The 19495-nt window shown below is 55.1% G+C and carries 16 protein-coding genes; 9 read left to right on the forward strand and 7 right to left on the reverse strand.

Features of this window, described 5'->3' with window-relative positions; all coding sequences use genetic code 11:
* The first annotated feature begins 56 nt into the window (after window positions 1-56).
* From ROR01S_RS00415 to hpaX, 5 genes are all read left to right on the forward strand, one after another.
* On the forward strand, window positions 57-1334 hold the full coding sequence (locus ROR01S_RS00415; RefSeq protein ID WP_004863666.1) for a hypothetical protein: 1278 nt from the start codon (window positions 57-59) through the stop codon (window positions 1332-1334).
* A 194-nt stretch (window positions 1335-1528) separates the two neighbouring features.
* Window positions 1529-2509, forward strand: a complete 981-nt coding sequence (locus ROR01S_RS00420; RefSeq protein ID WP_004863669.1) for a GlxA family transcriptional regulator — start codon at window positions 1529-1531, stop codon at window positions 2507-2509.
* A gap of 78 nt (window positions 2510-2587) precedes the next feature.
* Entirely contained in the window at window positions 2588-3598 is a 1011-nt protein-coding gene (gap, locus tag ROR01S_RS00425) for a type I glyceraldehyde-3-phosphate dehydrogenase (RefSeq protein ID WP_064358981.1), read from the forward strand.
* A gap of 128 nt (window positions 3599-3726) precedes the next feature.
* On the forward strand, window positions 3727-4425 hold the full coding sequence (locus tag ROR01S_RS00430; protein ID WP_032717132.1) for an RluA family pseudouridine synthase: 699 nt from the start codon (window positions 3727-3729) through the stop codon (window positions 4423-4425).
* Between the two features lie 503 nt (window positions 4426-4928).
* Window positions 4929-6299 carry a 4-hydroxyphenylacetate permease gene (gene hpaX / locus ROR01S_RS00435; protein WP_015584058.1) on the forward strand — a complete coding sequence of 457 codons (1371 nt, stop codon included), beginning with the start codon at window positions 4929-4931 and terminating at the stop codon, window positions 6297-6299.
* A 109-nt stretch (window positions 6300-6408) separates the two neighbouring features.
* Here the strand turns inward: hpaX and tdcG are convergent, their stop codons facing one another.
* The 7 genes from tdcG to tdcA all read right to left on the reverse strand — a co-directional run bounded on the left by tdcG (window position 6409) and on the right by tdcA (window position 15294).
* Window positions 6409-7773, reverse strand: a complete 1365-nt coding sequence (gene tdcG / locus ROR01S_RS00440; RefSeq protein WP_004863680.1) for an L-serine ammonia-lyase — start codon at window positions 7771-7773, stop codon at window positions 6409-6411.
* 91 nt (window positions 7774-7864) lie between these two features.
* Window positions 7865-8254, reverse strand: coding sequence for an enamine/imine deaminase (locus ROR01S_RS00445; protein WP_004863682.1), 390 nt, complete (start codon window positions 8252-8254; stop codon window positions 7865-7867).
* A 13-nt stretch (window positions 8255-8267) separates the two neighbouring features.
* Complete coding sequence (gene pflB / locus ROR01S_RS00450; RefSeq protein WP_004863684.1) at window positions 8268-10562, reverse strand: formate C-acetyltransferase; 2295 nt, start codon at window positions 10560-10562, stop codon at window positions 8268-8270.
* Window positions 10563-10595: 33 nt separating this feature from the next.
* Window positions 10596-11804 carry a propionate kinase gene (tdcD, locus tag ROR01S_RS00455; protein ID WP_004863687.1) on the reverse strand — a complete coding sequence of 403 codons (1209 nt, stop codon included), beginning with the start codon at window positions 11802-11804 and terminating at the stop codon, window positions 10596-10598.
* A gap of 28 nt (window positions 11805-11832) precedes the next feature.
* Entirely contained in the window at window positions 11833-13164 is a 1332-nt protein-coding gene (gene tdcC, locus ROR01S_RS00460) for a threonine/serine transporter TdcC (protein ID WP_015584057.1), read from the reverse strand.
* A 20-nt stretch (window positions 13165-13184) separates the two neighbouring features.
* A complete protein-coding gene (tdcB, locus tag ROR01S_RS00465; protein WP_064358982.1) occupies window positions 13185-14174 on the reverse strand; it encodes a bifunctional threonine ammonia-lyase/L-serine ammonia-lyase TdcB in 990 nt (329 codons plus the stop codon).
* 181 nt (window positions 14175-14355) lie between these two features.
* Window positions 14356-15294: a transcriptional regulator TdcA gene (tdcA, locus tag ROR01S_RS00470; RefSeq protein WP_004863710.1), complete on the reverse strand. Its 939-nt coding sequence runs from the start codon at window positions 15292-15294 to the stop codon at window positions 14356-14358.
* An 853-nt stretch (window positions 15295-16147) separates the two neighbouring features.
* Here tdcA and ROR01S_RS00475 point away from each other — a divergent pair.
* From ROR01S_RS00475 to ROR01S_RS00490, 4 genes are read left to right on the forward strand one after another with little or no spacing between them, the layout of a single operon-like run.
* Complete coding sequence (locus ROR01S_RS00475; protein WP_015584056.1) at window positions 16148-17236, forward strand: ABC transporter ATP-binding protein; 1089 nt, start codon at window positions 16148-16150, stop codon at window positions 17234-17236.
* A complete protein-coding gene (locus ROR01S_RS00480) occupies window positions 17229-17858 on the forward strand; it encodes an ABC transporter permease (RefSeq protein WP_015584055.1) in 630 nt (209 codons plus the stop codon). Before ROR01S_RS00475 ends, ROR01S_RS00480 begins: the two co-directional genes overlap by 8 nt.
* A complete protein-coding gene (locus ROR01S_RS00485) occupies window positions 17858-18526 on the forward strand; it encodes an ABC transporter permease (RefSeq protein ID WP_004863718.1) in 669 nt (222 codons plus the stop codon). The genes ROR01S_RS00480 and ROR01S_RS00485 overlap by 1 nt, the downstream gene beginning before the upstream one ends.
* 43 nt (window positions 18527-18569) lie before the next feature.
* Window positions 18570-19469, forward strand: coding sequence for an ABC transporter substrate-binding protein (locus ROR01S_RS00490; protein ID WP_064358983.1), 900 nt, complete (start codon window positions 18570-18572; stop codon window positions 19467-19469).
* The last annotated feature ends 26 nt before the right edge of the window (window positions 19470-19495 follow it).

Raw genomic sequence — 19495 nt, forward strand, 5'->3', positions numbered from 1 at the left:
TCGTGGCCGGTATTTTTCTTTCCGAAATTGCAGTGATATTTAACAGGGTGATGTCAATGAAACGCAAAACCATATACCGTGGAGCGACGCTGGGCGCCTTGCTCATTTCCCAGGGGGTATTTATCCATGCCAGCCATGCCGCTATTCCATTAACCCACGACTGTGAATCCGGTATCGCCGGTTCACTCACCGAATTCTTTACCTGCGGTAGCGTCAGCGGCAGCCTGCGCACATTATATTATTCAACCCATAACGCCTATTTTGTTTCAGGGCTATCGCAGGACACGGTCAGCTACGGCGGCAGCGTAAAATATGCCACGGCGGAATATTATGGCGTCAGCCTCGGCGTCAGCGGCATTCTCCAGCGCGGGATTTCCCATAACGATGACCATCTGGTTAACGAACTCGGCCCCAATCAAACCGGCGTCGGCGAAGCCTGGCTCAGCTGGCATTATGACCAGTTCAGGATCACCGCCGGCGACCAGCGGATTAATATTCCTTTCATCGGCGACTATGACTGGCGCATTACGCCAATACTTTTCCGGGCGATTGATGCCAGCTATGGCGATAGCGACAATTTCCTGCATGCCACGAAAATCACTCGCTATAAACCCTGGGGCGACGACCAGTTTCTGGATACCACCGCCTATACCGACATTGAGCAAAGTACCAACGGGATGTGGGGCGTCGGCGGCGGGCGATCCATACCGTTTGGCGATCGCAAAGTTAACGCCCAGATGTGGTACGAAAACTATGACGACTATACGCGGATCGTCTATGCCGACAGTTTTCTCTCGTGGAACGAATATGCCACGGCGCCCAAAATTGGCCTCCAGTTCATTCGCGGCCTGAGCGAAGGTAAAGCGCTGGCCGGCGAAGTGAACAGCACCAGCTATGGCGCGCAGTTCAGTATGAAGCTGCTCCCGTCTCTGGCGTGGACGCTGAATTATAACCACATCGCCGCCAACGGTAATGCTTATGGCAACGGCGCCCTGGTGACGCCGTACGCACACAATACCTCTTCCGGACCCTACTTCGCTCAGCCCTTCTTTACCAGTACCCAGGACCTGGGCAGCGGCAACGCCTACTCCACCGATCTGAACTGGGCCGCCACGGAGCAGGTTTCTCTCGGCAGCCGCTACTCGTTTATGGATTTAACCCCGACGGCAGGCGCTTCCAGCAGCCACCAGTCTGAATACCTGATCTACGGCACCTACCGTTTCGGAGGGCTGCTGAACGGGCTGAGTCTGACGGACTTTGCCGGCGTACAGACCAACTCCACCTCGGATAAAAATTTCTGGCAAAATCGTCTGGCCCTCCAGTATGACTTTTAACTGCCTGACGGCAGCCCCCCTCCCTGTGCGCCAGCGGGGTTAACGCCCGGGCATCAATGGACAATGGTCGCTTTGATGCCCTTTTTCTTCTTCCAGAGCCGCGCCTGAATGTGCCGGCAGCCTGCCCTCGTCCTTACGAAGTAACCCCCACCTTGCCTGTTGACTTATTTTGTTAAAGGTTTACTTTTTAGGACATGAAGAAAATACTGATTATCGTCCCCGATGGCGGCATGTTGTTTGAGTCCGCCGGTATTGCCGACATTCTGATGCAGGCAAACCGGCTGCATGCCGACGGCGCTCTGGCGCCGCGTTATCGTGTCGCCGTCGCCACCACCCAGCCCCACCAGGTGATCCACGGTCAGTCCGGGCTGAATCTGCTTGCCGACCACCGCCTTCACGAAGTGGATCCGCGCGAACCGCTCGATACCATCATCATCACCGGCAGAGGGCAAAACGAGCAGGAAGGTACCGCCGTTGTCGACTGGCTGCGTCTTGCCGCGCCCCACGCCCGGCGCATCGCCTCCGTATGCGGCGGCGCGATGTTGCTGGCGCAAAGCGGTCTGCTGAACGGCCGGCGGGCCACCACCCACTGGAAGCTGCTGGACGCTATGCAGTCGGCCTTCCCGGCGGTGCGGGTGGAAGGCGGGCCGCTGTATATTCAGGACGGTCCGATCTGGACCTCCGGCGGCGTCAGCTCCGGTTTCGACCTGACGCTGGCCCTGGTGGAAGAAGATTACGGCTTTAGCCTCGCCCGCGATATCGCCCAGGATATGGTGATGTACCTGCGTCGCCCCGGCGGCCAGCTGCAGTTTAGCCGCTATAACCTGCGGCAAATCAACAGCCCTGGGCCGATTGGCGATCTGCTGAAGTGGATGCTCGACAACCTCACCGGCAACCTGTGCGTGGAGAACCTGGCGGAAAAGGTCGCCATGAGCCCGCGCAATTTCACCCGCGTGTTTACCCGCGAAACCGGGGTCTCTCCGGCGCGCTACGTCGCCGAAGCTCGCCTTGCCGCCGCCAGAGAGCGGCTCGAGCAGAGTTACGACACGCTGGAACGCGTTGCTGAGCAAACGGGATTTGGTAGCGCTATCAACCTGCGGCGGGTCTTTGAAAAGCAGCTGCATCTGACGCCGGGAGAATATCGTCAGCGCTTTCACTGCCGAAAAATGGCGTAAAGTGATCGTTATTCGTCATTTACGCCGAAATGCCGGAAACCTAAAGTACCACCAGAGACAACAAATAAGGAGTTGATCATGGTTAAGGTCGGTATTAATGGTTTCGGCAGAATCGGGCGTAACGTCCTGCGCGCGGCGCTGGGCAATCCGGATATTCAGATTGTGGCAATCAACGATCTGACTGACAGCAAAACGCTGGCCCACCTGTTGAAATATGACTCGCTGCTGGGCACCCTGCCGGTGGCCGTGGAGGCGGCCGACGGAGAGCTTAGCGTCGATGGCCAACCCGTCATCGTCTATAGCGAACGTGACCCGGCGCGTATTCCGTGGCGAGATGCGGGGGTGGACATCGTCATCGAAGCCACCGGGTTCTTTACCGAACGTGAAAAAGCGGCGGTTCACATTCACAGCGGCGGGGCGAAACGGGTGATTATCTCGGCGCCCGGCAAGAATGACGATTTAACCATCGTGATGGGGGTTAACCACGCGCTTTACGATCCGCAGCAGCATTCGGTCGTCAGCAACGGCAGCTGCACCACCAACGGCCTTGCCCCGGCCGCTCAGGTTCTGCATCAGCATTTCGGGATCAAGCATGGCCTGATGAATACCACCCACGCCTACACCAACAGCCAGGCGCTACATGACCAGCCGGAAAAAGATCTGCGCGGCGCCCGGGCGGCAGCGTTATCCATCGTTCCCTACTCCAGCGGCGCGGCCAAAGCGTTGGGTAAAGTGATTCCGGCACTCGATGGTCGTCTGACCGGCTACTCGCTGCGCGTTCCGGTGCCGGTGGTGTCGATTGTCGATCTTACCGTCACGCTGGAGCGCGACGTGACGGCAGAAGAGGTGAATGAGGCATTCCGCCAGGCCGCTGCCGCTGGCCCCTTGCAGGGTATTCTCGGCTACAGCGACGAGCCGCTGGTCTCCAGCGACTATCAGGGCGACCCGCGTTCTTCCATTATTGATGGCCTGTCGACGCTGGTGATTGGCGGGAATATGGTCAAGATCCTCGCGTGGTATGACAACGAATGGGGCTTCTCAAATCGTCTGGTCGATTTGGCGCAGTTTATGGCCCGACGCGAGCAGTAACAACGTTGGATGCGGCGACCCGGCAAGTCCGGGCCGCTTCAGCCGGCAACCCCGAGTCGTGCCGCCGCAATCGCCAGCGGGCGGAAAATTCGCTATTATCCGCCCCCACCCTTTTCAGGCACCAGCTCATGTCCACCATCGTCGATACGTTTATTGCGCCCCCCTGCCACGAAGCCATCGACATCCTGTATCAGGACGAGCACCTGCTGCTGATCAATAAGCCCAGCGGGCTGCTCAGCCTGTCGGGGAAAAATCCGCAGAATCTCGACTCGGTGCACCATCGGCTGGAGCAGCAATTTCCCGGCTGTACCCTCGTTCACCGTCTCGATTTTGGTACGTCCGGGCTGATGGTGGTGGCAAAGAATAAAACCATTAATGCGGCGCTAAGCCATCAGTTCAGCCAACGTTCGGTGACTAAGGTATACAGCGCCCTGCTGTGCGGGCATCTGCGTGAGGATGAAGGCGCAATCGATGCCGCCATTGCCAAAGATCCGGCCCGCTTTCCGCGCATGGCCATTTGCGCCATCACCGGCAAGCCCGCCCGTTCCCGCTACCGGGTGACAGAACGCCTTACCCGTGAAGGCGCAGAGGGTAGCCTGCTGCCGCTGAGCCGGGTACAGCTATTCCCGGAAACCGGACGCACCCACCAGCTGCGTATCCATTGTCAACTGCTGGGGCACCCGATCCTGGGCTGCGATCTCTACGGTGGTCTGACGTGGCCGGGCAGCGCACACGCGCCGCGGCTCATGTTGCATGCCAGCGAACTGCATTTTGTTCACCCTGTCAGCGGCGAGCCCGTCACCGCGCGCAATGACAGTCCGTTCTGAATCTCCCGATGCCGGACGGTCGCCGCGGCGCTTTAAAACCGGCTTCATTATTATGTAGCAAGCTAATAAAAATGAATCATATTCATGACGATAGCTTTTAAGCTGAACCCCCATCGGTTACGGGCGTGGAGCCACAGGCTAATTACATGAATATTCAAGTAATTAGCCGTATCAGCTCTCTTCACAACTGCACATAACCTCTCTGTTTCCTCGTCCCTTTCACGCCCTGCCTCTCTGCACCTGGTCAGCAACCGCGCTTTTTTTGCCTCACCGTGAGTGCGAATCTACCGAGATCCGCCGACTGAACATGCCAGCCCTGGCGTATTATTCCCAGGCGATCTGGCTCTCATTATGATTCCAATATGTCGATTAAGTAACAATTCCGTATCATTTATTGAACATTAAATTGACGTTATCCCTGTCTGTTTCCTATACGTTTAGCCGACCTGTTGACCAATACTAATAATCACAATGTGGAGCTTTTGATGAACAATAGTCCTTCAATGGAACAGACCCGCTCCGAGGTACTGGTCCCGCCCTCCTCGGAGGCGAGACCTTTGGATGCCCGTCAGCAATCCGTCATCAATAAATTATTTCGTCGCTTAATCGTTTTTCTTTTTATTCTGTTCGTATTCTCCTACCTCGACCGCATCAACATTGGCTTTGCCGGCCTGACCATGGGCAAAGATCTGGGGCTCACCAGCACCATGTTCGGCCTGGCCACCACCCTGTTTTACGTGATGTACGTGATCTGCGGCATCCCCAGCAACATCATGCTCAGTATCGTCGGCGCCCGCCGCTGGATCGCTATTTTGATGGTGGTCTGGGGAATAGCCTCCACCGCCACCATGTTCGCCACCGGCCCGAACAGTCTTTACGCGCTGAGAATGCTGGTGGGGATTGCCGAAGCCGGCTTCCTGCCGGGGCTGTTGCTGTACTTAACCTTCTGGTTCCCGGCGCAATACCGCGCCCGCGCCAATGCCCTGTTTATGATTGCGATGCCCGTCACCATGGCGCTTGGCTCGCTGGCTTCCGGGTATATTCTGAATCTCGACGGCGTGCTGAATCTGAAAGGCTGGCAGTGGCTCTTTTTGCTGGAAGGGTTTCCGTCGGTGCTGCTCGGGCTGGTCGTGTGGTTCTGGCTTGATGACAGCCCGGATAAAGCCAAATGGCTGACTGCCGATGATAAAGCCTGTTTAAAAGAGATGCTGGATGCCGACCGCGCGGCGGTACAGCAATCGCGACTCAGCGAAGCCAGCCTGCCGCTGTCTCAGCGCAGCATGCTGCGGGAGCTGTTTACCCCGGTTATCATGCTCTACACGCTGGCCTATTTCTGCCTGACCAATACCCTGAGCGCCCTCAGCGTCTGGACGCCGCTGATTCTGCGCAGCTTCAACGAGCAGAGCAGTAATATCACCATCGGGATCCTGAGTGCGATTCCGCAAATCTGTACCATCGTCGGGATGATCTGGTGGAGTAAGCGTTCCGACCGCCTGAAGGAGCGTAAGCTGCATACGCTGCTGCCCTATCTGTTCGCGGCGGCGGGCTGGATGCTCACCGCCTCCAGCAGCAACCCGCTGCTGCAGTTCACCGGGATCGTAATGGCTTCTGCCGGCGCCTTTGCCGCGATGGTCATTTTCTGGACTACCCCTGACCAGTCCATTTCTCTGCGTGCGCGGGCGCTGGGGATTGCGGTCATCAATGCGACCGGCATGACCGGCGCGGCGCTGGGGCCGCTGTTGATGGGTTGGCTGAAAGACGTCACGGGGAATTTCAACGCCGGTATCTTTATGGTCGCCGGGTTCCTCGTGCTGGGCGCGGTGGTGATTGCCTTGATTCCGATGAAAACGGCGGTGAAACAACGCGCTTTGTAAGCGCTGACCGTCTGATTTTCCTGCCAATAAGGTATCAGGGGGCGGTAATCTGCCGCCTCCTGATATTTTCCCCGCCGGGCCTCGCCCTCCCCCGCGATTGCAGCACGGCCTACACGCAGAGCACTTTTATCGCCAGCCCTCCCCGGGAGGTTTCGCGGTATTTATCATTCATATCCTTGCCGGTTTCGTACATCGTTTCGATAACCTTATCCAACGAAACATGTGGCTCGGAGGTGCGGCGCAGCGCCATACGTGCCGCATTGACGGCCTTAACCGCATTAATCGCATTCCGCTCAATACAGGGAATTTGCACCTGGCCGGCAACCGGGTCACAGGTGAGGCCGAGGTTATGCTCCATGGCGATTTCCGCCGCAATGCAAACCTGCGCCGGGCTGCCGCCAAGCAGTTCGGTCAACCCCGCCGCCGCCATCGAGCAGGCGACGCCAATCTCCCCCTGACAGCCAACTTCAGCCCCCGAAATCGACGCATTCATTTTATACAGCGCGCCAATCGCCCCCGCCGCCAGCAGATAGCGCGCCAGCGAGCCGGCGTTAACCGGACGGCGGAATTTATCGTAATAGGCCAGCACGGCGGGAATAATTCCGCAGGCGCCGTTGGTGGGCGCGGTCACCACTCGCCCGCCCGCGGCATTCTCTTCGCTGACCGCCAGGGCGAACATATTGATCCAGTCAATGACGTTCATCGGGTCGCTGGAGAGGCTATCGCTGGAAACCAGCCGACGCCTTAACGCCGCCGCGCGACGCGGGACATTCAGCGGACCGGGCAACACCCCTTCGGTATTCATCCCGCGCTCGATACCATCGCGCATCACCGCGTGGATATGCATAAAACCCGCGTCAATCTCCGCCTTACTGCGCAGCGCCAGCTCGTTTTGCAGCATCAGTCCGGAGACCGACAGGCCGTTGCGTTCGCAAAGCCGCAGCAGTTCGCTGGCGGAGCGAAAATCATAGGGCACCGGGACGTCGGCATCCTGCGTTCCCCCGCAGGCCCCCTCTTCGACGATAAAACCGCCGCCGACCGAATAGTAGGTCTGGCTCGCCCACGCCTGCGCGCCACTCCAGGCGGTAATACGCATCCCGTTTTCGTGATACGGAAGGGTTTGCGCGTGGAACACGATGTCGTCCGCCATCTGAAAGTCTACGCTCTGCACGCCGTTAGCGACCGGCAGACGCCCGCTGTGCATCACCTGCTGAATAAATGCCGGCATGGCGTCAATATCAACATTTTGCGGGCTGTTTCCCGCCAGTCCCATAACAATCGCGACATCGGTCGCATGACCTTTACCGGTCAGCGACAGAGAACCATAGAGGTCGACCACGATACGCGTGATATGCGCGATATCGCCCATGTTCACCAGTTGGTCGATAAAACGTTTTCCGGCATTCATCGGCCCTACGGTGTGCGAACTGGAAGGACCAATACCGGGTTTAAAAATATCGAATGCGCTAATCATATCCCCATCCTCGGGTTGCCGTTGCGTGGAGAGCAGGAGCCACCGGTGTTGGGCGGCAGGGCAAAAACAGGCTTGCCCCGCCGCCGCTGCCTCAGAGGTCGCGTACCGCGATGGCCTCAATTTCCAGCTTTACATCCTTTGGCAGGCGGGCAACCTGCACGCAGCTGCGCGTCGGGTAGGTCGCCTGATGCTCATCAAAGAAGTGCTGATAGACCTGATTGATAGTGGCAAAGTCATTAAGGTCGGTAATAAAGACGGTGGTCTTCACGATACTGCCCACCTCCAGCCCCGCCGCCGTCACGATCGCCTTAACGTTTTCCAGGCTTTGACGCGCCTGATCGGCCACGTTGTCGGCAATCTTTCCCGTCTGCGGGCAGACCGGAATCTGTCCCGAGGTCATGACCTGATAGCCGAGGTCGACGCCCTGAATATAGGGGCCAATGGCCGCCGGCGCGTGTGGGGTTGCAATGATCTTTCTCATCGTTCCTCCGGCGCTACAGCGCCTGGGTAAAGGTGCGTGAAATGACATCCTGCTGCTGTTCGCGGGTCAGCGCATTGAAGCGCACGGCATAACCGGAGACGCGAATCGTCAGGTTCGGGTAGTTTTCCGGGTGTTCGATGGCATCGAGCAGCATATCCCGGTTCATCACGTTGACGTTCAGGTGCTGTCCGCCTTCAACGTGTGCTTCGTGGTGGAAGTAGCCGTCCAGCAGCCCCACCAGGTTGGTTTTGCGCGTGGTCTCCTCTTTGCCCAGCGCGGCGGGAACAATAGAGAAGGTGTAGGAGATACCGTCTTTGGCATAGGTGAACGGCAGCTTAGCGACAGAGGTTAATGACGCCACCGCCCCTTTGCGATCGCGACCGTGCATCGGGTTCGCCCCCGGCGCGAACGGCGTACCGGCCCGGCGACCGTCCGGGGTGTTGCCCGTTTTCTGCCCATAGACCACGTTGGAGGTGATGGTCAGAATCGACTGGGTTGGTACAGCGTTGCGGTAGGTCGGCAGCACTTTAATCTTCTTCATAAAGCGTTCGACCAGATCGCAGGCGATACTGTCGACCCGCTGATCGTTGTTGCCATACTGCGGGTAGTCGCCTTCGATGACAAAATCAACCGCCAGCCCGGTATGGTCGCGGACCGGTTTCACCTTCGCGTACTTGATCGCCGACAACGAATCGGTCGCCACCGACAGCCCGGCGATGCCGCAGGCCATGGTGCGATACACGTCGCGGTCATGCAGCGCCATCAGCGAAGCTTCATAACTGTACTTGTCGTGCATATAGTGGATGATGTTGAGCGCGCTGATGTACTGCACCGCCAGCCAGTCCATAAAGTGATCGAGGCTGTCCATCACCGTGTCATAGTCGAGCACCTCATCCATCAGCGGCGCCGTTTTCGGCCCGACCTGAATTTTCAGCTTCTCATCCACGCCGCCGTTAATCGCGTACAGCAGGGTTTTCGCCAGATTGGCGCGCGCGCCGAAGAACTGCATCTGCTTGCCGATAATCATCGGACTGACGCAGCAGGCAATGGCGTAGTCGTCGCTGTTAAAATCGACCCGCATTAAGTCATCGTTTTCATACTGCAATGAGGAGGTGACGATGGAGACCTGGGCCGCATATTTCTTGAAGGCGATCGGCAACGCTTCGGACCAGAGAACGGTAAGGTTTGGTTCCGGGGCCGGCCCCATGGTATGCAGCGTATGCAGATAGCGATAGGCGTTTTTGGTCACCAGCGTCCGCCCGTCGAGCCCCATGCCACCGATCACTTCGGTCGCCCAGATAGGGTCGCCGGAAAAGAGCGTGTCGAACTCCGGCGTACGCAGGAAACGCACCATGCGGATCTTCATAATGAAGTGGTCGATCAGCTCCTGAGCCTGCTGCTCGGTTAAGCGCCCGGTGTTGAAATCGCGCTCAATGTAGATATCGAGGAAAGTGGCGGTGCGGCCCAGCGACATGGCGCCGCCGTTTTGCGATTTGACCGCCGCCAGATAGGCAAAATAGACCCACTGTACCGCTTCCTGAGCATTACGCGCCGGGCGGGAGATATCGCAACCGTACTTCGCCGCCATCTCCTGCATTTGCAGCAGCGCGCGGCGGTGTTCCGCCAGCTCTTCGCGCAGGCGAATCGTCGCTTCCAGATTCTGCCCGTACTCCAGGTTGGACTGCAGATCGGCAAACTGCAGCTCGCGTTCGCGCACCAGATAACGGATACCGTACAACGCCACGCGGCGATAGTCGCCGATAATGCGTCCGCGGCCGTAGCCATCCGGTAGCCCGGTCAGTACGCCAGATTTACGACAGCGCAGCATATCCGGTGAATAGGCATCGAACACTCCCTGATTGTGCGTTTTACGCAAGTCGGTAAACAGATATTCAAAGTGCGGATCCATTTCACGACCGTAGGCCTCGAAAGAACTTTTGATCATGTTGATACCGCCGAACGGATGCAGCGCGCGCTTCAGCGGTTGCTCCGTTTGCAGTCCAACGATCTTTTCCAGTTCCTGTTCAATATAGCCGGCATCATGCGCGGTAATCGAAGTGGCAATATTCGTATCGAAATCGACCGGGGCGTGGGTCGCATTTTCAATATGTATTCCCGCCATCACTTTTTGCCACAGTGCGGTGGTTGCCGGCGTGGCCTCGGCAAGAAAGGATTCGTCCCCTTCATAAGGCGTATAGTTGTGCTGAATAAAATCACGGACATTAATTTCTGCTTGCCAGTCCGTCCCTTTAAAACCTTGCCACGCTTCGGCATACAGCATATCGCTGGTATCGATATCTACCTTCATGAAAAATAGTCTCTCTACAGAACAAAAAATAAATTATGCAAATTCCACTTGTGCGCTAATTTTTCCTAAGTGAATCGCATCGAGGGCAATCATTTTCTCTTCATTAGTCGGAATAACCGCGCAAATAACCCGGGCGGAATCGGTGGAAATAATTCTTTCGCCGTGGGAATTAGGCAGACTATTCATATCAGGATCCAGGGTAACCCCCAGTACCGCCAGATGTTCAATCACCAGGCGACGAATTAACAACGAGTTCTCACCGATGCCGCCGGTAAAAATAATCCCGTCGAGACGATGCAGCGACGCGGCATGACCGGCAATATGGCGGGCAATCCGATGGACAAAGGTTTTAATCGCCAGCCGGGCGCGGTCATGACCGGCGTGCCAGGCCTTCTCCAGCACCCGCAGATCGGAAGAGAGGCCGGAAATGCCAAGCAGCCCGGACTCCTTGTTCACCACCCGCTCAAGGTCGCTGAGGGTCTGGTTGGTTTCGCGGGCGACCCATGCCATGGCGCCGAAATCGACATCGCCACAGCGGGTGCCCATCATGAGCCCTTCCAGCGGCGTCATCCCCATTGAGGTATCCACGCTCTGTCCGTTGCGCACGGCGCAGATAGAGGCCCCGTTGCCCAGATGGGCGATAACCAGCCCGCAATCCGCTTCCGGCAGCGCCAGCAAGCTCTGCGCCCGCTGAGAAACATAGCGATGCGAGGTGCCGTGAAAACCGTAGCGGCGCACGCCGAGCTCCTCAAAATACTTCCACGGCAGCCCATAGAGATAGGCCTCTGGCGCCAGCGTCTGGTGGAAGCTGGTATCAAACACCGCCACCTGCCTGACCCCCGGGAAGAGCTGTTGCGCGGAGGCAATGCCGCTGAGGTTAGCGTAATTATGCAACGGCGCTAACGGCGACACCCGACGGATATTGTCAATAACCTCCTCGGTAATTACCACGGACTCCGTAAATATATTTCCGCCGTGGGCAATACGGTGGCCAATTAAGGCCACGCTGTCGATTAACGACCGTTTTTCCAGTTCAAAGGCAATGGCCTTTAATGCCCCCTCGTAGCTACGGTGAGCCAGCTTAACTGGCTCTCCATCGTTAATGGATAAAAAAGCGTTTTCAGAATTAATCCCGTCGGCAATTCCCGCCATTAAAACATCACAGCTGCTTGCATCAAGGACTGAAAATTTAATTGAAGACGATCCACAGTTAATGACCAGTACTACCGGGAATTCATTCATTTCATCACTCCGCTCATCCTGAGCTTAATTAAAACAGTTTGTAGACGATATTCAGAATGGTCAGTAAACCCACCGCGGTGACGAACAGGTTATCCAGCCGGCCACGATATTTCGCCAGCGACGGCGCTTTACGGATGGCATACATCGGTAACAGACACAGCAGTGAGGCAATAATTGGCGCGCCCATCGCTTCAATCAGGTCGAGGATATTGGGGTTGGCATAAGCCACCACCCAGGTGGAACCCATAATGAAGACCATGCTGATGGTGTTGAGCTTGCGGGTAGAGACTTTGGTTTTATCACCTTTATAGCCGAACTTGAGAACCAGTCCATTCAACCCTTCAAGGGTACCGAGATAGTGGCCGAAGAACGATTTGAAGATAGCGACCAGGGCGATAATCGATGCGCCGTACTCCAGTACCGTTGCAAAGGTCGATTTGCTGCCGGACATGGAGGCAAAGTGGTTTGCCAGGTAAGAGAGCACCGGAATGTTCTGCGCTTTCGCATCCGCCATGTTTTCCGGCGACAGCGTGAACAGGCAGCTGAAGGCGAAGAACATCACCACCGCGACCATCAACATACTGGCACGGGAGATAATCTGCGAACATTTGCGCTCGGTAAAATCGCGGCCGTAATCCTTTTCATACTCTTCCCGCTTCGAGACCACAAACGAGGAGACAATCGGCGAAAAGTTAAAGGAGAAAACCATGATAGAAATCCCCAGCCACACGGTCACGAGGATGCCATCGTGCCCGGTTAAGGCGATATCGCTGAGGTTCACCTGATCGATAACCGCAGAGTTCCAGTAGGGAATCAGCGACAGCGAAATCAGCACCAGGCTGGCGATGAACGGAAAGACCAGGAAGCTCATCACTTTGACCATCAGATCCTTCCCGAACCAGATGACAAACGCCATCAGCAGCAGCAGGAACAGCGCGACAAAACCGCGGTTCAGCGCCGGCATCTGCAGCTGGTTTTCCCAGAAGGTCATGAAGGTGTTGGTAATGGTGACGCCGTAAATCCACAGCAGCGGGCAAATGGCGAAGAAGTAGAGGAGCGTGATGACCACGCCACCCGTTTTCCCGAAATGCTCTTCCACCGTCTCAGTGATGTTACCGGAGGCATTCGAACCGGACAGACAGAGCCGGGCCAGCGCCCGGTGGCAATAAAAGGCGATGGGGTAAGCTAAAACCAGCATCAAAAGAATCGGGATTAAACCACCAAACCCGGCGCGAATGGGGAAAAAGAGCACCCCGGCGCCGATGGCAGTACCAAATAATCCCAGGGTCCACGTGGTGTCCGATTTACGCCAGGATGACTGTCTTGTCTCGCTGGATACAATGCTATCAGTAGTACTCATATCCTGTCCTCAACATAAGATTAAGCGTCAACTAAACCAGTAATTTGCGAAACGCGAGAAAGATCGATATTGCCACCAGAAATAATGCTGACGGTTTTCCGGTTCTGAATATAGCTATCTAACTTCCCGCTTAATAATGCGGCGCAGGCTAACGCCCCGGCGCCCTCGGTAATAACTTTATTGCGCTGAATTAATGCGATCATGCTATTGCGAATTTCATCCTCACTGACCAGAACAATATCATCGACGAGTTCGCGAACGATTTCGTAAGTGAGATTTCCCGGGCGTGAAACATCGCAGCCATCGGCCAGAGTAGCGGTCGTTCGGTGACTGGTAATAGCGCCAGCATAATAAGACGCGGCCATACCGTGGACATTTTCTGATTGCACGCCAATAATTCGAATGGTCGGGTTAATAGATTTAATCGCTACCGCGATGCCGGCAATCAGACCACCGCCGCCGATTGGCACAATGACATTATCGACATCATAAAGATCTTCCATGATTTCCAGGCCAATGGTCCCCTGCCCGGCAATAACTTTGGCATCGTCATATGGAGGAATAAATATGCGACCTTCCATTTCGACAATTTCGCTGACTTTAGCAATAGTGTCATTGAAGTTTTCGCCGTGCAGAATCACTTCCGCCGAATAATCGCAGGTGGCGGCGACCTTGGATTTCGGCGCCCCTTTCGGCATCACCACTTTGCCGTCGATTCCCAGCATGGCGCAGGAGAGCGAGACCCCCTGCGCATGGTTGCCGGCGGAACATGCCACCACGCCCTTACGCTTTTCAGCTTCGCTTAGTGAACTGAGTTTGTTAAAGGCGCCGCGGATTTTAAACGACCCGGTGCGTTGCATATTCTCAAACTTGAGGAATATTTCACCTTTACAGCGCTCGCTAAAATAATTAGAGCGCGGCATGCCTGTTTTATAAATCTTACCTGCCAGTCTTTTCTTTGCTTCGAGGATATCGTCAATGGCAACCGGGAGATCGTATGTAATGTGCATTATAGCCTCTTAACTGGATATCAAATAATAGTTCCGTCATGTTTCAAAGCGTATCTTTCCCGGCAGGATTATTTCCCCACCGACGCTACGGTTTGAATTATTCAGGGTATAGTTAGCCGGTACCAACGGCTGATAATCAGCGCGATGATATGAATTTATAACCAAGAATAAATCTGTTTAACTACTCAACTTCGATTAATTGTCTTTTTCTGCAACCACCAGATGCTGAATATTCTTTTGCTAATTCCACCAATACCGAGGCGGCATTTTTAATGCGATAATTCTTTGACCAAATTGCCGCATAGCGGGCAACTGGTAATGCTTCGGTAATCGGGATGGTAATAAACTGGTTGGATCCAAAGGGCGTTGTCATATCGCAAGGAATAACGGTCAGGAAATCAGCATTGAGAACAAGATTATAAATTGTGACGACGGAGTCGGTTTTAACGATGTTTTCACTGTTGATGCCGCTGCGCTGTAGCGTGGTGAGGAGTTCACTGTAGTAACCCATGTTGGTTTGCGGCAACACCCACTGTTCGTTCTGCAACGACGCCAGCGTGGTGGTGCCGATGCATGTTCGTGACTTGCTGGCCACCAGCACAAACTCCGACTCAAACAGCGGTTCCACGTGCAGATCGTGGAGCTTCATTTCATCACTCAGCGTGCCAATGGCGAAGTCGAGACGCCCGTCGCGAATGGCCGGCAGGAACGAGGAGAGCTGCGCTTCGTACATCGATACCTGGGCTTTAGGAAACACCTTCTTGAACTTGTGAATCATGTCAGACATAAAGGTGAAGCCAATCAGCGAAGGAAAGCCGAACGAGACATCGACGACCGTGTTACAGGTCATGCTGTGCATTTCATTGACCATATTCTTCATTTCACGGGTAATCGATTCCGACCAGGACAGCAGTACCTGACCGGTATTGGTCAAGGTGACGCCGGTATTTTTACGGACCACCAGTTCGGTGCCAAAATAGGCTTCAATGTCATTGATGATCTTACTCACTGCCGGTTGAGTTAATCCTAATTCTTTTGCTGCCGAGCCGATCGAACCGCTTCTGATAACTTCCTGGAAAACGACCAGGTGCTGTGTTTTTGGCAGAGGAATGGTATTCATAGCAACCTGCTTTAATTATCTTTTCGACGCGGTGAAGTGTACCAAATGGCGATCGCAGGGTTATGTGAGACCACTCACAAACACCTCTGACAGCAATTTCCCCCACCGTTTAATATGTAAATAAAACCAATAATATCAATGTAATACAAATTAAAAGTCGATTTTTTGCATGACTTTTGTCAAAAAAAGATGCGGGGATAACAATATTTTATGGGGATAACAAAGGCTATTTTTTGAGCTATTTTAAGGGGGGTTAAACATGATATTTCAACCTTCGCCGTGCAATTATTCAGCGATATTGTTATTCAACTGTTAGTTGAAACAATAAAATATAATGAGAAATCAGGTTTTTCTTTTATTAAAAATCGTATGGGGTCACACTTTTCCGCCCCGGTTGTTTGTAAAAGTATGTTTTATTCATTATTGCGCAAAATACCAGATACAATACATTATCATTTCCCATACAATTTTAACTCTGCATTTTTCACAATTTTCAGCACGTAATTTCTTGATTAAAATCAAATGTAACTTTTCATACGACAAAAACTTTACCATCCAGACGTTTGTGCCATACATCACAAATTCTGAAATCAATATTCTGCGTCTCCCCCTTTCCGCGCGCAAAACGGCAGCAGAATCGTCGTTTTCGCCACGCCTGCAGAACAAAAACGCGCTCTGCGCGGCCGGATCAGATAAAAACTGCGTTTTGGGCGGGACAGAGTTGAACAGATTCCAACTATGCAATTGCGAATAACGTATTTGCCCTCCCCATGGCCGCTCTGTAATTTGTATTTTATTCGTGCCGCCGTAAAAGCCATAAATTCTCAATATATTCAGAGTGCTACAATTCCCGATGATCAGATTAGAAAACATCAATAAGACCTACCCCGGCAGCGCGCATGCGGCAATACGCGGCCTGAACCTGATAATTAATGACGGTGAATTCTGCACGTTTGTCGGTCCCAGCGGATGCGGCAAAACCACAATCCTGCGCATGATTAATCAGCTCGATAAACCGGACTCCGGCAGCGTCTATGTCCAGGGCGTTAACATCGCGCAGGTCGATATCATTCAGGTGCGACGCAAAATTGGCTTTGTCATGCAAAGCGCCGCGCTGTTTCCCCATCGCACGGTGGCGCAAAATATCGCCACCGTCCCTCGTCTGCTGGGCTGGCGTAAAGCGCAGATTCGCACCCGTATCGATGAACTGGTGGACTTAATGTCACTGGACCGTCACCTGCTGACGCGCTACCCGCACCAGCTCTCCGGCGGGCAGCAGGGACGCGTCGCGATTGCCCGGGCGTTAGCCGCCGATCCGCCGATTCTGCTGATGGACGAACCCTTCGCCGCCATTGACCCGGTAGTCCGCGAGCGTCTGCAGGATGAGCTATTGCTTATTCAGCAGCGCCTGCATAAAACCATCGTGCTGGTAACACATGACATTAATGAGGCCATCCGGCTGGGAGATAAGATCGCCATCTTCCAGGAAGGGGGCGTGCTGGCGCAGTGTGATACGCCGGACCGGCTTCTCGCCCACCCGGCGAGCGAGTTTGTCCAACGCTTTATCGGTCCCGAACCTAACCTGAAACGGCTGGGGATGATTCAGGTCGGCCAGCTACCGCGACATGATGTCACGCTGGTTGACGAAGGTTTATCCCCGATAGCCACCGCGCATCCGACGGTCGCCAGCCCGCTGCGGCTGGTGCTGGATAAAGAACAACGTCCCGTTCACTGGTTCGACCCGGATAAACGCGTCACGCTGCCGATTGTTCAGCCGCTGCAGGCTCTGAATACGCTGCGTTTTGCCTACAGCGCGCTGTTGGATGCGCCGGGGGGCGTGCTGGTGCACGTGGACAGCAATGGCCAGTATCAGGGCACCATTTCTCATGCCCTGCTCCAGCATGTGCTGGATGGCCACGTGGAAATTCGCCGCTATGATTGACTGGCAGTGGATGGTTGACAATAAAATCCTGATTGGCGACCTGCTGTGGCAGCATACGCAGCTGGTCTGCATCTCGCTGTTTTTTGGTACGCTGTTAACGGGCGCGCTGCTGGTCGTAACGCTACGCTGGCCCGCCACCGCTCAGCCGTTGATTTATCTTTGCGGGGTCATCTTTACTATCCCGTCGCTGGCGTTATTTATTCTGTTACTGCCCTTTACCGGCCTGTCGCTGACGACCTCGGTCATCGGGTTAACCATCTATTCACTGTTGATCCTGCTGCGTAACGTTATCGCCGGAATCGAAAAGCTGCCTGCCGCCGTGCTGGAGTCGGCTCGCGCGCTCGGCTACACACGCCGATACCGGTTTATGGATATTGAGTTACCTCTGCTGGCGCCCTCTCTGTTTGCCGGTCTGCGGATTGCCTCCGTGACGCTGGTGGGGCTGGTGACCGTCACCGCGCTGATTGGCCAGGGCGGTCTGGGGCAATTGCTGCTGGCGGGCTTTAATCAGGATTTTCTCACCCCGATTGTTGTCAGCCTGGCATTAAGCCTCGTGCTGTCGTTTTTACTGGATTCGCTGATTGCCCACATCGGCTATTGGCTAACGCCCTGGGCACGCTAATGGATATATTACTGGCTACCGTCCACTGGTTTTCACAACCCGAACACTGGTTCGGCGATGCGGGTATTTTACTGCGCCTGCGCGAGCATATTTATTATGTGCTGATCAGCATCGCTATCGCATCGGCAATCGCTTTGCCGCTGGGCATTGCCCTCGGCTACTGGCGGAAAGGCGCCTTCCTTATTATTAATCTGTTTAATATTGGCCGCGCTATTCCCTCATTAGGGCTTATTTTGCTGTGCATTATTTTATTTGGTTTTAATGATCTGCCGGTGTTTGCCGCGCTGGTGGCCATGTCGATCCCCCCCGTGCTGACCAATACCTGGGTCGGGATTTATCATGCCGATCGCCCGCTTTGCGACGCCGCTACCGCGCTGGGAATGACGCCATGGCAAAGCCTGTGGCAACTGCGTATTCCGCTGGCGGCGCCGCTGATTATCGCCGGGCTGCGCACCGCGCTGGTCCAGCTGATCGCCACCGCCGTGGTCGCCGCCTACGCCGGCCTGGGTGGGCTGGGGCGTTTCCTGATTGACGGTCTTGGCCAGCGCGATATTCCACAGGTTATTGCCGGGTCGCTGGTGGTCTCGCTACTGGCTATCGGCAGTGAACTGCTGTTCAGCTGTTGTAGCCGCAGATGGCGTCATACCGCTATCGCACCAGAGTATTAAACAACGACCACAACCATAAATCACCTGCATATAAAGAGGCACTATGAAGCATATTTTGGGGTTCCCTGTTAACGCCCGACGGTTCCGTTTATCTCTCCTCGCCGCCGGATTATTCAGTTTGAGTTTTAGCGTACTGGCAGAAAGCGTGACTATCGGCGGAGCCAATTTTACCGAGAGCTCTATTCTCGCCAATATTTACGCCAGCGCACTGAAGAAAAAGAATATTGAGGTCAAAACCCGGCTTAATCTCGGCAACCGCGAGATTATTCTGCCGGCGCTAAAGAGCGGCGAGATCGATATTGTGCCGGAATATCTTGGCGCCCTGCTTAACTATTATGACGGGAAAACCCAGGCGACTCGCCAGAGCGACGTGAGCGCAGAACTGGCGAAAGTACTGCCCACCGATTTTACACTGCTTGACCCTTCGCCGGCCACGTCGATTACCGCCTGGGCGGTACGCGCGGAGACGGCGAAAAAATACCAGTTGACGAAACTCTCCGATCTTCAACCCATCGCCCATCAACTGACCATCGGCGGGCCGCCGGAGCTGGCGGTGCGCGCGCTGGGGTTACCGGGGCTCAAGCGCGTCTACGGTCTTGAGTTTAAGGCGGTGAAATCGCTGGATATGGGCGGGCCGCTGACCCGTCTGGCGCTAAATTCCGGCAAAATCGATGTCGCCACGGTGGTCTCGACCCAGGGCAATCTGGCGAAAGAGGATTGGGTGGTCTTAGCCGACGATAAGCATGAACAGCCCAGCCAGAACGTTGTGCCGCTGGTGCGCAAGGCCAGCCTGTCGCCGAACGTCAGCAGCGTGCTCAATGCGGTCTCCGCCAGACTCGACAATGCCTCGCTGATTGCGCTGAACCAGCAGGTGGATCTTCAGCATAAAGACCCGGAGGCCGTGGCCGAACAATGGGTTAATGCCAACCTGACGACCCCTTAATCATCCGGCCAGGGAGTGGCCATCAG

The sequence above is a fragment of the Klebsiella ornithinolytica NBRC 105727 = ATCC 31898 genome, from assembly GCF_001598295.1.
GTDB classification, from domain to species: domain Bacteria; phylum Pseudomonadota; class Gammaproteobacteria; order Enterobacterales; family Enterobacteriaceae; genus Klebsiella; species Klebsiella ornithinolytica.

What these genes read in the sequence shown, in the direction of transcription:
- ROR01S_RS00415 (WP_004863666.1), top strand. Translation starts at nt 57, where the DNA reads ATGAAACGCAAAACCATATACCGTGGAGCGACGCTGGGCGCCTTGCTC.
- ROR01S_RS00420 (WP_004863669.1), top strand. Translation starts at nt 1,529, where the DNA reads ATGAAGAAAATACTGATTATCGTCCCCGATGGCGGCATGTTGTTTGAG.
- gap (WP_064358981.1), top strand. Translation starts at nt 2,588, where the DNA reads ATGGTTAAGGTCGGTATTAATGGTTTCGGCAGAATCGGGCGTAACGTC.
- ROR01S_RS00430 (WP_032717132.1), top strand. Translation starts at nt 3,727, where the DNA reads ATGTCCACCATCGTCGATACGTTTATTGCGCCCCCCTGCCACGAAGCC.
- hpaX (WP_015584058.1), top strand. Translation starts at nt 4,929, where the DNA reads ATGGAACAGACCCGCTCCGAGGTACTGGTCCCGCCCTCCTCGGAGGCG.
- tdcG (WP_004863680.1), bottom strand. Translation starts at nt 7,773, where the DNA reads ATGATTAGCGCATTCGATATTTTTAAACCCGGTATTGGTCCTTCCAGT.
- ROR01S_RS00445 (WP_004863682.1), bottom strand. Translation starts at nt 8,254, where the DNA reads ATGAGAAAGATCATTGCAACCCCACACGCGCCGGCGGCCATTGGCCCC.
- pflB (WP_004863684.1), bottom strand. Translation starts at nt 10,562, where the DNA reads ATGAAGGTAGATATCGATACCAGCGATATGCTGTATGCCGAAGCGTGG.
- tdcD (WP_004863687.1), bottom strand. Translation starts at nt 11,804, where the DNA reads ATGAATGAATTCCCGGTAGTACTGGTCATTAACTGTGGATCGTCTTCA.
- tdcC (WP_015584057.1), bottom strand. Translation starts at nt 13,164, where the DNA reads ATGAGTACTACTGATAGCATTGTATCCAGCGAGACAAGACAGTCATCC.
- tdcB (WP_064358982.1), bottom strand. Translation starts at nt 14,174, where the DNA reads ATGCACATTACATACGATCTCCCGGTTGCCATTGACGATATCCTCGAA.
- tdcA (WP_004863710.1), bottom strand. Translation starts at nt 15,294, where the DNA reads ATGAATACCATTCCTCTGCCAAAAACACAGCACCTGGTCGTTTTCCAG.
- ROR01S_RS00475 (WP_015584056.1), top strand. Translation starts at nt 16,148, where the DNA reads ATGATCAGATTAGAAAACATCAATAAGACCTACCCCGGCAGCGCGCAT.
- ROR01S_RS00480 (WP_015584055.1), top strand. Translation starts at nt 17,229, where the DNA reads ATGATTGACTGGCAGTGGATGGTTGACAATAAAATCCTGATTGGCGAC.
- ROR01S_RS00485 (WP_004863718.1), top strand. Translation starts at nt 17,858, where the DNA reads ATGGATATATTACTGGCTACCGTCCACTGGTTTTCACAACCCGAACAC.
- ROR01S_RS00490 (WP_064358983.1), top strand. Translation starts at nt 18,570, where the DNA reads ATGAAGCATATTTTGGGGTTCCCTGTTAACGCCCGACGGTTCCGTTTA.